Origin of the sequence: Sulfurovum sp. AR (assembly GCF_000296775.1) — a bacterium.
In the GTDB taxonomy this organism is placed as follows: Bacteria; Campylobacterota; Campylobacteria; order Campylobacterales; family Sulfurovaceae; genus Sulfurovum; species Sulfurovum xiamenensis.
The window spans coordinates 217,213-232,504 of record NZ_AJLE01000010.1 but is presented as its reverse complement, the minus strand read 5'-3'; the positions used below and the strand labels follow the sequence as shown (position 1 = coordinate 232,504).

The following is a 15,292-nucleotide window of genomic DNA, read 5'->3' as shown; positions in this document are numbered from 1 at the left end:
GCTTGGTTAAAATCAGATTAATATACTCCTATTTGAGGAAGAAAGATGTTGATCAGAAAACTTTTTAAATTTGAAAATGCGCACATTGTACGAGATTGTACCACACAGCGCTGCAGCGAAAATATCCATGGGCACTCTTATAAAATTGAAGTACTTTTAGAGTCAAACTATCTTGATGCCGGACAAATGGTGTATGATTTTGGACTGACCAAACGGGTTATCAAAGAGCTGATAGACTCGTTTGATCATGCGATCACACTTTGGTCCAAAGATGATACAAAGTATGTAGAAGCGATGAAAACCTATAGCAACAGATGGGTGGAACTGCCTGTTTCCCCTTCGGCCGAACAGTTTTCCCGTGTGATCTACCTGATGGTGGAACGTGTTTTGGCATGTACAGATATGCAAAATGGAGAGAGGGAAGTAAAACTTCACAGTATCATCGTACATGAGACCGACACGGGATATGCACAAGGGTTCAAAGAAGATGCCCATAGTGAACTGATGGGAACGATCAAGCTTGAAGATATCGTATTCTCTCCTCAAGTACAAAAGGAATGGAGCGACAGTGCACTTTGGGAAAAACTGCTGAATCATATTCACATTAAAAATCCAAAAAAAGTGTAGATCCTTTTTTTTGGTTATAATAGTAGCTGAACGAAAGAAAGAAGGAAAGAAATATGAAGAATAGTACATTACTTTCTCTTATAGCAGCAGTGTTGTTTACAGCATGTGGAGAAGAGACCCAAAAAGTGGCAGCGGAAGTGAATACGACCAAAGTAGCAGAAGCAGTGAAAAAAGATACTATCAATGCTGTAGAATCGGCGAAGAGCAAAATAACTGAGGTGGCGGAAGCAGCAAAAGTCGAAGCAAAAGAGATGGCGGATATAGCAGCAGAAAAGGCAGAAGTGGCAAAAGAAACAGCGGCATCCAAAGTAGCTGAGGCAGCGGCAGTCGTGGAGGAAAAAGCAGCAGCGATGACAGCATCTGCAACACCTGAAGCCCCGGCAGCCTATGCAAAATGTACAGGGTGTCATGGTGCAAACGGTAAGACCAAAGCCCTGGGTAAATCAGCGATCATAGCCGGTCAAGACAAAGAGGCACTGATCACTTCTCTCAAAGAGTATAAAGCCGGTACCAAAAATGTAGCGGGTATGGGTTCACTTATGAAGGGTCAAGTAGCAACGATGTCTGATGAAGAGATCGAAGCAGTAGCGGAGTATCTTTCACAAATCAAATAGCTTATAGAGGGCAAGTCCCTTTTTGCCATTAAGAGGTAAAAAAGTCTTCCTTTTGTGAAGCGGTCAATTCCCAATTGATCGGTAGTATCTTCACCATTCTGCCTTTTTCAAGCACCGAGATCTCCGGTGTGGTGATGAGCATGGCATTGGCCTGTTCCAAGGGGGAGATCATTCCGGGAAGCTGTTTTGTGAACGGCATAAATGTCTCTCCGTCAAAGATACCTAGACGTACGGTATGTTTACCTGCCCTTAGTGTGAAGTCATCTCTCATTTGTGTGGATATCGTATGGTGATAATGGGCCTTCATACCTGACATTTTACGTATGGCAGCACGTACGAACATCTCATAATTTACCATCGATGCAAGTGGGTTCCCGGGCAGGTTGATCACAACAGTCTCTCCTATGGTCCCAAACGCAGTTGGTTTCCCCGGTTTGATATCTACTTTGTCAAAGTGCAGTGTCATACCCAGGTTTGTAAAAGCTTCTTTGGTAAAGTCTCTGTCCCCCATACTGATACCGCCGGATGTGATAATGATATCCGCGTTCAACGCAGATCTGATAGCAGCTGTCAAAGACTCTAACGTGTCACCAGAACTTCCTATGTATTCTACTTCACATCCCAGTTCTTTGGCACGTGCCAGGAACATAGGGGTATTGGAGTTGTAGAGTTGGTGTGGAGCTATTTTTTCGTAGTGTGGACGTAGTTCATCTCCTGTACCAAATACCGCCACTTTGATCTTGCGTGTTACACGCAGATGGGTCATTCCCTGGCTGGCAAGCAATGCGATGCTGTATGACGTGACCTTCTCTCCCTTATGTAAGTAGACAGAACCACTCTTAATATCTTCACCCGCACGTCTGATATGACCATCTTTTTTGATCTCTTCTGGTAGGGTGACCTGTGTGCCATTGACCGTGGTATGCTCTATGGGGATGATCGCTTCACACCCTTTTGGAATAGGTGCACCCGTCATGATCTTGATGGCCTTTGTATGCTGAAGTGTCATTTGGGGGTCATCTCCGGCATAGATCACATCTGTACACTCCACAGTACTGTTCGCATCGGCACATTTCACGGCATAGCCATCCATGGCAGAGTTGTCAAAACGCGGGAGATCAAATGTAGCGATGGAGTCTTCACTCATCACACGTCCTAATGCCATCTCTATAGGTATGACCTCAGAGTTTACCACAGGGGTATTTTTATCAATAATATCAAGTGCTTGGGTGATGGAAACCGGCATATTGAACCTTTAAAATTAAGTTAGGTTGATTATAACTAAATAGGGTATAATCCACTTTTAAACAAATCAAAATTACAGGAAATTCGTATGGTAGAAGAGATGTTAGCCGCACATAGTATTTTAGTGAAAGTCTTTTTAGGCTTTTTGGTTGGAGGATTATTGATTCCTATGATGACAGCAAACAATCCGTTGGGATTCAGAAAAGCAAGTTTTATCTATACAATGATCTTTCAAGCGCTTGCTACCATGATAGCATTTGCTGGTATCGTTGCTGTGTTTACAGGTGATCTGGGTTGGTCGGTAACGACGATCATCATGGTCGTGGTCTGGGCGGTATTGATGTATATCGAGATCAAGAAGTATAAGCTGATCAAAATAGCCAATCTAGACAATGCTGAGGCACACAAGTTGCTCAAAGGTGCATTTCTGAAAATATCTTTCGTGCAGATCCTGTTGGTTGTTGTGATGATCGTACTGATGGTCCTTAAAGCCAAAGGTGTCATAGCACTGTAAACATGTTATATCTTTATCAGAAAGAGGCAGGTCAGCCTCAGCTTACCCTGGTTGGAGATGAGCATCGTTACATTTTCAAAGTACGAAGACATAAAGTAGAGGATACCTTGTATCTTCGTAAACTTGAAGATGGACTACTACATCGTTATTTGATCACTTACATGGATAAACGTTCCGTGATACTTGAATTGCAAGAGAGTCAGGTACTTGAGGTCAAAGCGAAAACAACGCTGCATATAGGCTGGTGTGTGATCGATCCTAAAAATATAGAAAAGGTCCTTCCCTCTTTGAATGAAATGGGTGTAGCAAAGATCACTTTTATCTACTGTAAACGTTCTCAAAAAAGTTTTAAAGTCGATTTTAAACGACTGGAAAAAATACTTTTGAACTCTTCTCAGCAGTCAGGAAGATCCGAATTGATGCAATTGGAAATGGCGGATGACCTGGAGACGTTTTTAGAGAAAAACCCTCATAGCAAGATGTTGAACTTTTCTGAGAATCATTGTGTTTCAAATGAAGGTATCGATACGATAGTCATTGGGTGTGAAGGAGGCTTTCATGAAGAGGAAGTCGCACTGTTCAAAAAGAGTGATATTGTAGGTTTTGACACCCCGCTTGTATTAAAAAGTGAGAGTGCGGCATGTGCAGTTGCGGCCAAAGTGCTGTTGTAGATTTTTGGCACTTGGCTAGTATCTTGTTGAAACATTTTGGCATATTATGTTTTGATTAATACTTCTTGGATATACTCATCACTCTATTTTTAGATTCGCTCATCTGGGTTTCGATCCTATGAGTAGATGAGACGATATAAAAACAAAGGAAATGGTTTGAAGTTACCAAATTTTTTATGGGATTATGGTGAAAAAGTCCCAGGATATGATGTTGGCGTGATCAATGAACGAGAGGCACGGGCTGGTGCAGGTATACTCGGTATGCTGGGAATGATCGTTATTTTTGTCGGTATTGGTTTTAACCACACGATAGTGGCAAGGGTCTATCTGGCATTTTTATTTCTTGATTTTACCGTCAGGGTCATAAACCCTAGCTACTCTCCCTCTTTGCTTATGGGAAAATTTTTTGTACAAAATCAAAAACCGGAATATGTGAGTGCATTACAAAAACGTTTTGCATGGACGATGGGATGGTTTATCGCCCTTCCTATGGTATGGTGGTTTGTGATACACTGGGACATCTCTTTTTACAAAGTATTGATCTGTGTACTTTGCCTTCTTTTTACATTTTTGGAGAGTGCTTTTTCGATCTGTGTAGGGTGTAAATTCTATAAAATTTTTACCAAACTAGATCCGGTACATTGTCCCGGAGGTGTGTGTGAAGTACGAGCAAAAGAGCCGATACAGATGTTCAACCCTGTTCAAAAAGTGATCACTGCTTTAACGATGATCGGACTTGTTGCGGGAACCTATCTTTTCATAGCGAATTCAGAGCCTCAAACCTTCTTTGGTGAATTCCTGCATGAAGCGATATTGACCGATGCACAGTTGCAGCAGGAGAAAGATGAAGCGTATGAAAGAGAAGCCGCTGCTGCTTTCGGAGATGATGCTGAGGATTGGTAGAGGCTTGTATGCTCCTGATGGGCAGAGCGGCGTTTTATAATTTTTTAAAACTATTTGGGTATAATTTCGCCCTATATTGTCTCGCCTGAGAGCGTTGCAATGCCCCTTTTTTCTGAAAAAGGAAGAGTCATCGGCTAGAGCAGGTTAGTTGCCTGACACACAAAATAAACTAAAAGGTTAGAAAATGAGAAAAGAAATTCACCCAGATTATGTTGAGTGTAAAGTTACATGTGCTTGTGGTAACACGTTTCAAACAAAAACTAATAAAGAAGCGTTAAGTATTGATATTTGTAACGAATGTCACCCATTCTTTACAGGTTCTGAAAAAATTCTTGATGCTGCTGGTAGAGTAGAGAAGTTCAAGAACAAATATAAATTAAGTTAATCTTGATGACATAGAGAGTCTTGCTCTCTATGCTTGCAGTCATGCTGCGTCCGCTTTCTCTTTAAGCTGACACTTATTCTCTTCAACATTAAAGTATTTACTATGTTAACATTTATTCCCACACCTATTGGAAACCCCCAAGATATTACGATCAGAGCGATGAAGCTTTTTGAAAAAGCGGAACTCTTTTTATGTGAAGATACACGTCAGACCAAACGGCTTTTACGTCTACTCGAAGAGCGGTTTGATATGGTGTATCCTGATGCATCGTTCTACTCTTTTAATGAACATAATGGAGAAGAGAGACTTGAGGAGTTTGGCAGCATTTTAGGGGACAAAGAAGTAGTATATGTTAGTGATGCAGGTATGCCGATCATCTCTGATCCCGGACAGATCCTTGTTGCCTATGCACAAGAAAACAACATACCCTATGATGTTCTTCCTGGGGCATCTGCAGTGACCACAGCGTATGCAGCAAGCGGTTTTGAAGAGGGAAAATTTCTTTTTTATGCATTTTTACCGCACAAAGGCAAAGAGAGAAGTACAGCACTGAGTGAAGCGATGAGCAATGGTTACAACACAGTACTGTATGAAGCCCCTCACCGTCTGGAAAAACTTTTAAATGAGATCGTGATACTCGATGAGGATAGAGAACTTTTTCTGGCAAAAGAGATCAGTAAAAAATATCAGAGATACTATCGAGGTACAGCTAAATCACTCAATGAAGAGTTCAAAGAGTTGAATATACGCGGTGAATGGGTAGTGATCATCAAAGCCCAAAAAAGTATAGAAAAAAGCCTGAGTTTTACTGAAGTTTTAAGTTTGGATCTACCCCCAAAACCTAAAGCAAAACTGCTTGCGCAACTGAGTGATAAAAGTGTCAAAGAGTGGTATAGTGAACTCACTCAAACGAATTAACACTGTAAAAGCAAAAAAAAGGTAAAATCACTCAATTAGTAACTAGGATAAAAAGGGTTATCATTTTTATGATTATATATGGAAAACAAGTCTGTTTGCATGCCCTGGAGCAGCATTCGGAGAAAATAAAAACTGTCTATGTTGCTAAGAAGGGGATACTCCCTAAAGAGCTGTTCCATAAATACCATGATAGTATCAAGTTTTTAGAAGAGAAGTGGGCCCAATCCATGAGTAAGGGTGGAAATCACCAGGGAATACTTGTTGAGATGGAAGCGTTTGAACAAAGTACTCTGGCAGAGATCAAAAAAAATGATTTTATCGTCGTACTGGATGGTTTAACGGATGTGGGGAATATAGGGGCCATTGTAAGGTCTGCTTATGCACTTGGTGCGGATGCTGTCATTGCGGCAGGGGTTAAGCAACTTAATTTTGCTGCCATAGCACGTACAAGTTCCGGTGCTATGCTGGATATGCCCTTTATGATCTCAGCAAATATTTTAGATACATTTAATGAACTTCAGCAACTTGGATTTACTTTCTATGGTGCCTCGATGGATGGAGAAAATGTACAAGAGATGACATTTGACACCAAACGTGTACTTGTGTTGGGGAGTGAAGGCAAAGGACTTTCCAAGAAGGTTATAGCTAAACTTGATCATAGGGTATCGATAGAGATGAAACATGCATTTGACTCATTGAATGTGAGTGCAGCTGCAGCGATTTTAATACATAGGATGGGTTATGCAATTAAATGAGATACTTGAAGAAAATACGATAAAAAGTATCAGTCAAAAGACAAAGATAGCTGAAGAGAATCTTGAAAATCTTTTGGCTGCAAATTTTGATGCGCTAAAAAAGATCAAAGCCTTAGGTTTCATCTCTATTCTAGAACGAGAGTATAAAGCAGATCTAAGTCAGTTAAAAGAAGAAGCATTGGCCTATTACTCGAATGAAAAAGAAGAGAAAGGTTTTACTGTAGTGCATCCTATGGATGAAGAGAAAAAAGGGAAATCAAAATTGTTTTTATTTCTTGTCCTGGCTCTTTTGGCGTATGCTTCTTGGTATTTTTTTACACAGTTCGATAAAAACCATTTGAGTGGGCTCATCCCCTTTATCGATGAACAAAAGATAGAAAATACTGTCACGGATAATGAAGAAAATAAAGTAGAGATGAGTATAGAAGATTTAAGTATTGCCAATGTAGTTGTCAGCAATATGGATACAAATACAGTGACAGAAGAAAAAGTAGAAGATGTTGTTCCTAAAGAGCGTATAGAGAGTGGTAAAGCCATGGTGGAAGAGGGAAATGTTTCGGCTGAACCCGTAAGCCAATTTTAGTACTGTCTGGATGGGGCTAATGATAAAAATGAAAAAAAATGTAAAGTGAGTAAAGCATGTTTGATGAAATTCAATTTGAAAAAATAAACCGGTTGCCAAAGTATCTTTTTGCAGAGATCAATGAGATTAAAATGGACCTCAGAAGAAAAGGGGTGGATATCATAGATTTCTCTATGGGGAACCCTGATGCCTCTACGCCACAACCTATCATCGATAAACTATGTGAAACGGCTCAAAAACCAAAAACACATGGGTACAGTGCAAGTAAAGGGATATATAAACTCCGTTTGGCAATGAGCAAGTGGTATAAGCGTAAGTATAATGCAGATCTCGATCCGGATACAGAGATCGTTGCAACAATGGGGAGTAAAGAGGGGTATGTACACCTTGTACAAGCGATTTCCAACCCGGGTGATGTTGCTATTGTCCCAGACCCTACTTATCCTATTCACTCTCAGGCATTTATTTTGGCTGGAGCCAATGTTGAGAAGATGCAGCTTATTTTTGATGAAAACACATTTGAGGTAGATGAAGACAGATTTTTGGCAGATGTAGAAGAATCACTGGACAATTCAGTACCTCAGGCAAAATTCTTGGTGGTGAACTTCCCACACAATCCAACGACAGCGACAGTGACACCACAGTTTTACGAGAGACTGGTTGCACTAGCGAAAAAGAAACGTTTTTATATTATTTCAGATATTGCGTATGCAGATATCACATTTGATGGATACACGACACCATCTATCATGAGTGTGGAGGGTGCAAAAGATGTGGCTGTTGAGTCATATACACTTTCAAAGTCTTATAACATGGCAGGTTGGAGAGTAGGTTTCATCGTAGGAAATAAAAAGCTTATAGGGGCACTCCAGAGTATCAAATCATGGCTGGATTATGGAATGTTTACTCCTATCCAAGTGGCTGCGACCGTAGCACTCGATGAGCATGGATATATCCCTGATGAGCAGATCATTCCTCGTTATGAGAAAAGACGTGATGTGATGATAGAAGCATTTACTAATGCAGGCTGGCCATTGGCAAAACCAAGTGCATCCATGTTCATCTGGGGTAAGATACCTGAAGTAGCAAGAGATATGGGTTCTTTAGAGTTTTCAAAACAACTTCTTCTTCATGCAGGGGTTGCTGTAAGTCCTGGTATAGGATTTGGTAAATACGGGGATGAATATGTACGTATCGCACTGATAGAAAATGAAAACCGTATCCGTCAAGCTGCGAGAAATATCAAGAAGTTCCTCAAAGAACTGGAAGAGGCGAAAAAGAATGGTTAAAGTAGGAATCTTAGGTGTAGGTACTGTCGGTGCAAGTGTTGCAAGGATACTTGAAGAGAACGGTGACATCATCGAAGCCAGAGCCGGAGAAAAGATCGTTGTAAAATCGGGTGTGGTGAAAAATCTTTCGAAAGATAGAGGGGTAAGCATTACACTAAGTGATAATCCATATGATGTGGTTGATGATCCAGAGATCGACATCGTGATAGAGTTGATGGGCGGTGTGGATGAGCCTTACAGACTCGTTAAAAAAGCGCTTGAGAACGGTAAAGCCGTTGTGACTGCGAATAAAGCACTGCTTGCGTACCATCGTTATGAACTGCAAGAGATAGCCGGTGACATCCCTTTGATGTATGAAGCAAGTACCGCTGGTGGTATACCTGTGATCGGTGCATTGCGTAACGGGCTTTCAGCAAACCACATAGAGTCTATTCAGGGGATCATGAACGGTACATGTAACTATATGCTCACCAAGATGATCAATGAAGGTGCACAGTATGATGAGATCCTGAAAGAGTCTCAAGAACTTGGGTATGCAGAGGCTGATCCTACGTTTGATGTGGGTGGGTTTGATGCTTCGCACAAACTGCTCATTTTGGCAAGTATCGCCTATGGGTTGGATGCAAAACCTGAAGATATCCTCATTGAAGGTATAGAGAATATTACGCAAACAGATGTCTCTTTTGCAAAAGAGTTCGGTTATGAGATCAAGCTGCTTGGTATCGCCAAAAAAGTGGGTCAGGGGGTAGAGCTTAGAGTGCATGCAACTATGATACCGCAAGAGTCTATGATCGCCAAAGTGGACGGTGTGATGAATGCAGTCACTGTCGTAGGTGACCGTGTAGGTGAAACGATGTATTATGGACCTGGTGCAGGCGGTGATGCGACTGCTTCGGCTGTGATCGCGGACATCGTTGATATCGTCCGTGGAAATCAGGGGCCTATGCTAGGCTACAAAAAAGGTTTAGAGAGCGGGCTTAAGCTTCTGCCTAAAGAAGACATTGTGACCCAGTACTACCTGAGACTGGAAGTGGATGATAAAAGCGGTGTGCTTGCAGCAATCACTTCAACACTTGGAGAATTTGATATCTCTATAGAGGCAATGCTTCAAAAGCCTACAAAAAATGACGAGATAGCCAAACTGCTATTTACGACACATACCTGTAAAGAGAGTAAAATGCAAGATGCCATGATCGCTTTAGAAAAATTGGATGTGGTACATGGTAAGATCGCTATGATGAGGATAGAGAAGTAAAGGAGCTGCGATGGCCAAAGACCACTATTTTGATATATCAGCAAAACTGGACATGATGGAGCTAAAGAATGCGATCGTCATGGCCCAAAAAGAGGTTACTACACGTTTTGATTTTAAAGGATTGATCGCTGAGATAAACCTTAATGAAGCCGGGAAGACTTTGAGTCTCAGCTCTTCCACAGATGCCAAGATCGATGCACTGAAAGACATACTTATCTCCAAACTGATCAAAAGAGGTATTGCAGGGAAGTCACTTGAAGAGGTGAAAACGGAGGGTATATCCGGCGGTAACACAAAAGTGATCTACCGTATCGTTGACACGATCGATAAAGATGAAGCCAAAAAGATCGTTAAAGCAATCAAAGATATGAAAATAAAGGTCACACCATCTATACAGGGTGATGAAGTACGTGTATCAGGGAAGAAGATAGATGATCTTCAGGCTGTGATAGCTGAAGTGAAGAAGTTGGATCTTAAGGCACCGTTGGTGTTTGGAAATTTTAAATAATAGTTTAACGTTTTGTTAATTTTATATGATTGCCTCTTTGCTTGATCGAGGCATTGTTTCTCTCTTCATTTTTTTAGAAAAAACGAAGCAAAAAATCGTCGTGGCTCTCGAATCGCTTCGCTTACGAGGGTGTTCGCCACGACATTATTGATTGGAAGAACTGTTCTTATGAACAGTGTCCACCACCACAGCATCCACCTGAAGCAGCTGCTTGAGGTGCTTTCATAGAGATGCTAAAGTTATCGCCACTTTCTCTTAGTTCAAATCCATGTTTACCACAGAACTTTTCATTCATATGGCTTACCATATCTTGTGCTTTCATCATCGCATCATCTTTGTTATCAAACGTAACATTGTTTTCTAATTCACTTCTTCTGAAGCATCCACATTCTTGGGCTATATTTATAGTTGACATAGTCATCCTTTGGTTTTAATTTTTCGTGATAATAACAGAGTAAGATTAATACAAACTTTAATTTTAGGATAAATAAGAGAATTTTACTCTTATTTATCTTTATAGGGCTCAATTAAGTATAGAAAACTATGCCATTATCTGCTTATTTTTTATTTTTTTGATGTTTACAAGCATGAGCAGTGAGGTAATGAGAGCCACAACGAAAAGAGCGACAAAGACATACAAGGTACCCGTATAACTCCCCGTTGTGTCTTTGACATAGGCGATGATGATAGGACCTACAAGACCGGCTAACGCCCAGGCAGTAAGAATATACCCATGAATAGCACCAAGCTCTTTCGTACCGAATATATCACCGATGTAGGCAGGAACAGAAGCAAATGCACCGCCGTAACAGGTCATGATATAGTAAAGGAGGATCTGGAAGAGCAGTATACTTGTCACGGTAGTAAGCATATAAAATGCAATGATCTGCGTGATAAAGAAAAGGATAAAGACGACAGGTCTTGTCAAGTAATCCGAGATACTTGCCCATGCAATTCTACCTGCACCGTTGAATATACCCATAAGTCCTACGGCTGAGGCGGCAGCCAAAGCAGAGATACCTATGACTTCCTGTAAGAGCGGAGAAGCGACAGAGATGATCGCGATACCGCAGGTCACATTGATGAAAAGCATGATCCAAAGTCCGTAAAATCTGGCAGTTTTGACGGCTTCATCACGTGTAATGTTTACCAGGTCCTCTTTGAGCTTCTTTTTCCCTGCATTGATGGCAGCAGTGAAATGTGCAGGCATATACCCTTCTGGAGGATTGGCAAGATATTGTGCTGCAGTAAACATTACAATGAAGTAGATAGAACCCAAAATATAAAAAGTTGAAGAGACACCTACAGCATCGATCAGGACTTTTATGGCAGGCCCTGAGATGGCAGAGGCAAAACCAAAGCCCATGATAGCAAGTCCCGTTGCCATACCCCGTCTGTCCGGGAACCATTTGACAAGCATAGAAACAGGAGAAATGTACCCTATACCAAGTCCGGCTCCTCCTAAAATACCATAGGTAACGTAAAGCAGCAGCTTTGACTCCAGGTGGATAGCCAGACCGGAACCAACAGTCCCCAGTCCAAATAGAACAGCTGCAAGTGTCGCAGCAACCCTTGGTCCTTTACGCTCTACGAATTTACCCATAAGCGCGGCAGAGAGACCCAAGAAGAAGATAGCGATAGAAAAAGTGATAGTGACATCCGTCAGTGTCCAGTTCATGGTGGACTGTATAGGTTTTACATAGACGCTCCATGCATAGACAGAGCCTATAGATATGTGAATTGCCATCGCAGCCAGGGCCATGAACCAGCGGTTTTTAACTTGTGTAGTCATTGAATTTTCCTTAATGTTTGAATTACAGGGATCATATATATCTGTACTCTACACTAAATGTAAATATTAGTGTCCTTTTTTGATATAATTTGGCAGATAGTAACAACACTTACTTAAAAAAACATAATTTTAATTAAAATAGGATAAAATTACTCCTATTTAAGTACAAAAGGGTACATGATGACAAAAAAAGCTGATAACAATTTTGAAATAATAGACAGTGTTTGTGCGTATTGTGGTGTGGGTTGTGATATTGCAGCTGAGGTTGACACAAAAGAGAATAAAATCAAGAAGATTTTTGCACATCCGGATGGCGCTACATCTGAAGGAAAACTTTGTATTAAAGGGACACATGGATATGACTTTGTTGATGCAAAAGAGAGATTAAGAACGCCACGTATCCGCAAAAGCTTTTTAGAGAAGAACCCTGAGATTAAAGAAGCGATTTCCAGTTCGCTTACTGATCTTGATGATACCTGGTATGAGACTGATCTGGATGCTGCTACCACTGCAGGGGCAATGAAGCTCAAAGATATTCAATCACAATATGGTGAAAAATCTGTCTGTTCGCTTGGAGGGGCTAGAACTTCATGCGAATCAGCTTACTATTTCCAAAAGTTCACGCGTTATACACTGAACTCTCCACACGTAGACAACTGTGCCAGAGTCTGTCACTCTCCATCACTCAAGGGAATGAGACTGACCATCGGTGAGGGGGCTGCAAGTAACCCGTTTGATGATATTTACAAAACAGAATTTATGATCGTAATGGGTTCCAATACGACTGAAGCACACCCGATTGTCGGTAACCGTATGATCAAAGCGGCACAAAAGGGTACACCTATCGCATGTTTTGATGTACGTGAGATCAAATTGCATAAATTCTCAAAATATAAAGCAGTCACACCACATGAAGCGAATCTGCTTGTACTCAATATGTTGGCATATACGATCATCACTGAAGAGCTGTACCATAAAGATTTTATCAAGAACAGAACAAAGAACTTTGAACACTTTAAAGAGAACATTTTAAATGATCCTTATGCGAATCCTGAATTTTTCAGAGAAGTGGAAGGGTATGAGTATCTGGCAGATATGCTCCCGGAGATCGCCCGTGAGTATGCAACGAAGAAATCTCTTATTTTATGGGGACTCGGGATCACTGAACATGTCGATGGCTCTTACGCGGTCATGGCTATCGTCCATTTGGCACTGATGACCGGGAACATCGGTAAAGATGGTGCGGGTGTAATGCCTTTAAGAGGTCAAACGAACGTACAAGGTGCCTGTGATATGGGTATGCTTCCTTACTATGCACCGGACTACACTGCACCAAAAGAGGTGGGACTTATGACACCTCAGTTGGTGGATGGCATGCTTGACGGAACCATTAAAGGTGTGTTGAATATCGGTGAAGATCTCACGCATATTCATCCGAATATCAATAAGATCACAAAAGCATTTGAAAACCTCGAGCTTATCTTTGTACAAGAGCTGTTCATGACAGATATTGCAGAACGTGCAGACATCGTAGTGGGTGTTAAATCAGCCTATGAAAAAACAGGTATCTATATCAATGCCATGAGAAAAGTCCACCTCTCAACGCCACTGGTACACTCTGATCTTCCGGATGACTGGGAAGTGATCAAACTTCTTGATGAGAAAATGGGAGGGGAGTTCGGTTTTGAAACCTCTGAAGATATCTGGAATGATGTGAGAAAAACTGCAACAAATAGATTCAGTGGTGCCTCTTATGAGATGCTTAGAGCCAATGAAAAGCAGGGAATTTCCTGGCCGATCACTGAAGAGGGTGGTACACCGGTACTGCATAGAGAAGATTTTAGAACCAAAGATGGTATCGGAGCATTCAGATACCATGGGTATAAACTCTCAGGGATGATCGAAGAGATTCTAAATAAAGCACTTAAGGGCTACCACTTGACGACTGGAAGAATCATGGCCCACTATAATAACTCCGCGCAAACCAAATATACAGAGAACCTCATGAAAAAACATACAGAGGATATTCTTTTAGTACATGAAAGCGATAGTGCAGATTTCCCAACGGAGAGGGTGATCCTCAAAACCGAGTATGGTCAAACAAATCCATTAAAGGTAAAATTCACAGATAAAGTACGTCCTAAAACACTCTATACCACGTTTCACCATGTGGATTCAAAACTCAATAAGATTTTCGGTGATAAGAGTGATGAACTGATCATGACAGCTGCATTTAAATCGATTCAGGTCGACATTATTCCTGTAAGTGCGTAGAGGGTTTTGGGTTAGATTTTGAGGTCGCGATTTGCGACCTTAGAGACTCGCCTATTCTTCTTTGACTCCATTATATTTTTTTAACAATTTTATTATAAAACTTCCTTATATAGAACATTTTATAAGGTTTTAATTTCCTATCACATTATTTCGAAACTTTTGATGCAGTCATGTCCTTTTTATCATTAATACTTATTATTATGATATACTGAATGTAATTTCAAATATTCGATCTGTATTTGACTTCGTTTTTATAATCCTTTAAAAATTCTATAACCATATTTAAAGCTTAGATCTACTCAAATTAACATTAAACAGATTTTTGTTAGGCTTTTTTCACGATGCACTTTTATCCATAACGGATGTGCTCACCCTAAGGAAGCCCCTATTACAATAGATATCAATACAACAAAGCAGAAGTCATTTAACATAATTAATGAAAATAAAAACCCAAAGAATATAACAACAGCGTATAAACATCAAACTAAAAATAATAGTAGATTGGATTTATATATAGATATCGATAGAGTTGGATTTATAGACTATAAGATAAAAGACGAATTTTTAAAAAAGATTTATATAAATCAAATATCAATAGATGCATATTATCAGAAGAGTGGTTTGGGGACATATTTAATAAACTGTTTAAAAAAAGAATTTAATACTATAACATTGCTATCAATTAGCAAAAGTTTGAATATATTTTATGAAAAAAATAATTTTGAAGAAGATTTATTTAAAACAAAACAAAAGAATACTACAAATTATGTGTGGACCAAATAGAGTTGTGGGAAAACTATACGTAGTATATGTTGTTAAGATTCTTTTTTTAATTTGCCCTTTTACTTCTTTATACCTTTGAGACAGTCTTTCTATTTGTCGTTGTGTTTTTTCTTCGTTCCCACGATGTTTGTGGGAATGCATATAGTGGTTTGAGTTTAAAACTGACTTTTGTTGTT

Annotated in this window: 17 protein-coding genes; 14 read left to right on the top strand and 3 right to left on the bottom strand. The window is 40.3% G+C overall.

Translation table 11 applies throughout. The features are described from left to right. Positions 1 to 45 precede the first annotated feature (45 nt). Entirely contained in the window at positions 46 to 627 is a 582-nt protein-coding gene (locus SULAR_RS09965; protein WP_008245631.1) for a 6-carboxytetrahydropterin synthase, read from the top strand. A 53-nt stretch (positions 628 to 680) separates the two neighbouring features. Next, positions 681 to 1,241, top strand: a complete 561-nt coding sequence (locus tag SULAR_RS11385; protein WP_008245630.1) for a c-type cytochrome — start codon at positions 681 to 683, stop codon at positions 1,239 to 1,241. 28 nt (positions 1,242 to 1,269) lie between these two features. On the opposite strand, the gene glp is transcribed toward SULAR_RS11385, so the two are convergent. Then, positions 1,270 to 2,487, bottom strand: a complete 1,218-nt coding sequence (gene glp / locus SULAR_RS09955; protein ID WP_008245628.1) for a gephyrin-like molybdotransferase Glp — start codon at positions 2,485 to 2,487, stop codon at positions 1,270 to 1,272. 87 nt (positions 2,488 to 2,574) lie between these two features. On the opposite strand from glp, the gene SULAR_RS09950 reads away from it, so the two are divergent. The 10 genes from SULAR_RS09950 to SULAR_RS09905 all read left to right on the top strand — a co-directional run bounded on the left by SULAR_RS09950 (position 2,575) and on the right by SULAR_RS09905 (position 10,267). Further along, positions 2,575 to 3,000: a hypothetical protein gene (locus SULAR_RS09950; RefSeq protein ID WP_008245615.1), complete on the top strand. Its 426-nt coding sequence runs from the start codon at positions 2,575 to 2,577 to the stop codon at positions 2,998 to 3,000. A gap of 2 nt (positions 3,001 to 3,002) precedes the next feature. After that, entirely contained in the window at positions 3,003 to 3,671 is a 669-nt protein-coding gene (locus SULAR_RS09945; protein WP_008245605.1) for a 16S rRNA (uracil(1498)-N(3))-methyltransferase, read from the top strand. Between the two features lie 156 nt (positions 3,672 to 3,827). Then, positions 3,828 to 4,574 carry a DUF4395 domain-containing protein gene (locus SULAR_RS09940; RefSeq protein ID WP_008245604.1) on the top strand — a complete coding sequence of 249 codons (747 nt, stop codon included), beginning with the start codon at positions 3,828 to 3,830 and terminating at the stop codon, positions 4,572 to 4,574. A 184-nt stretch (positions 4,575 to 4,758) separates the two neighbouring features. Continuing rightward, positions 4,759 to 4,959: a 50S ribosomal protein L31 gene (gene rpmE, locus SULAR_RS09935; protein WP_008245603.1), complete on the top strand. Its 201-nt coding sequence runs from the start codon at positions 4,759 to 4,761 to the stop codon at positions 4,957 to 4,959. A 102-nt stretch (positions 4,960 to 5,061) separates the two neighbouring features. Next, the gene (gene rsmI, locus SULAR_RS09930; RefSeq protein WP_008245602.1) at positions 5,062 to 5,877 is read left to right on the top strand and encodes a 16S rRNA (cytidine(1402)-2'-O)-methyltransferase; all 816 of its coding nucleotides are present in this window, start codon (positions 5,062 to 5,064) and stop codon (positions 5,875 to 5,877) included. A 68-nt stretch (positions 5,878 to 5,945) separates the two neighbouring features. Then, a complete protein-coding gene (gene rlmB / locus SULAR_RS09925) occupies positions 5,946 to 6,632 on the top strand; it encodes a 23S rRNA (guanosine(2251)-2'-O)-methyltransferase RlmB (RefSeq protein ID WP_008245601.1) in 687 nt (228 codons plus the stop codon). Continuing rightward, positions 6,619 to 7,215, top strand: coding sequence for a hypothetical protein (locus SULAR_RS09920; RefSeq protein ID WP_008245600.1), 597 nt, complete (start codon positions 6,619 to 6,621; stop codon positions 7,213 to 7,215). The genes rlmB and SULAR_RS09920 overlap by 14 nt, the downstream gene beginning before the upstream one ends. Before the next feature lie 56 nt (positions 7,216 to 7,271). Next, positions 7,272 to 8,504 carry an LL-diaminopimelate aminotransferase gene (locus SULAR_RS09915; protein ID WP_008245599.1) on the top strand — a complete coding sequence of 411 codons (1,233 nt, stop codon included), beginning with the start codon at positions 7,272 to 7,274 and terminating at the stop codon, positions 8,502 to 8,504. Beyond that, positions 8,497 to 9,759, top strand: a complete 1,263-nt coding sequence (locus SULAR_RS09910; RefSeq protein ID WP_008245598.1) for a homoserine dehydrogenase — start codon at positions 8,497 to 8,499, stop codon at positions 9,757 to 9,759. The genes SULAR_RS09915 and SULAR_RS09910 overlap by 8 nt, the downstream gene beginning before the upstream one ends. Positions 9,760 to 9,769: 10 nt before the next feature. Continuing rightward, positions 9,770 to 10,267 (top strand): YajQ family cyclic di-GMP-binding protein, encoded by a 498-nt coding sequence (locus tag SULAR_RS09905; RefSeq protein ID WP_008245597.1) that lies wholly within the window; start codon positions 9,770 to 9,772, stop codon positions 10,265 to 10,267. Positions 10,268 to 10,433: 166 nt separating this feature from the next. Here the strand turns inward: SULAR_RS09905 and SULAR_RS09900 are convergent, their stop codons facing one another. Continuing rightward, positions 10,434 to 10,682: a hypothetical protein gene (locus tag SULAR_RS09900; protein WP_008245596.1), complete on the bottom strand. Its 249-nt coding sequence runs from the start codon at positions 10,680 to 10,682 to the stop codon at positions 10,434 to 10,436. A gap of 126 nt (positions 10,683 to 10,808) precedes the next feature. Further along, a complete protein-coding gene (locus SULAR_RS09895; RefSeq protein ID WP_008245595.1) occupies positions 10,809 to 12,059 on the bottom strand; it encodes an OFA family MFS transporter in 1,251 nt (416 codons plus the stop codon). A gap of 180 nt (positions 12,060 to 12,239) precedes the next feature. Between SULAR_RS09895 and SULAR_RS09890 the strand changes: the two genes are divergently transcribed. Both SULAR_RS09890 and SULAR_RS11490 read left to right on the top strand, forming a co-directional pair. Further along, on the top strand, positions 12,240 to 14,333 hold the full coding sequence (locus SULAR_RS09890; protein ID WP_008245594.1) for a molybdopterin oxidoreductase family protein: 2,094 nt from the start codon (positions 12,240 to 12,242) through the stop codon (positions 14,331 to 14,333). A 501-nt stretch (positions 14,334 to 14,834) separates the two neighbouring features. Further along, positions 14,835 to 15,116 carry a GNAT family N-acetyltransferase gene (locus tag SULAR_RS11490; RefSeq protein WP_008245593.1) on the top strand — a complete coding sequence of 94 codons (282 nt, stop codon included), beginning with the start codon at positions 14,835 to 14,837 and terminating at the stop codon, positions 15,114 to 15,116. Positions 15,117 to 15,292: the final 176 nt, after the last annotated feature.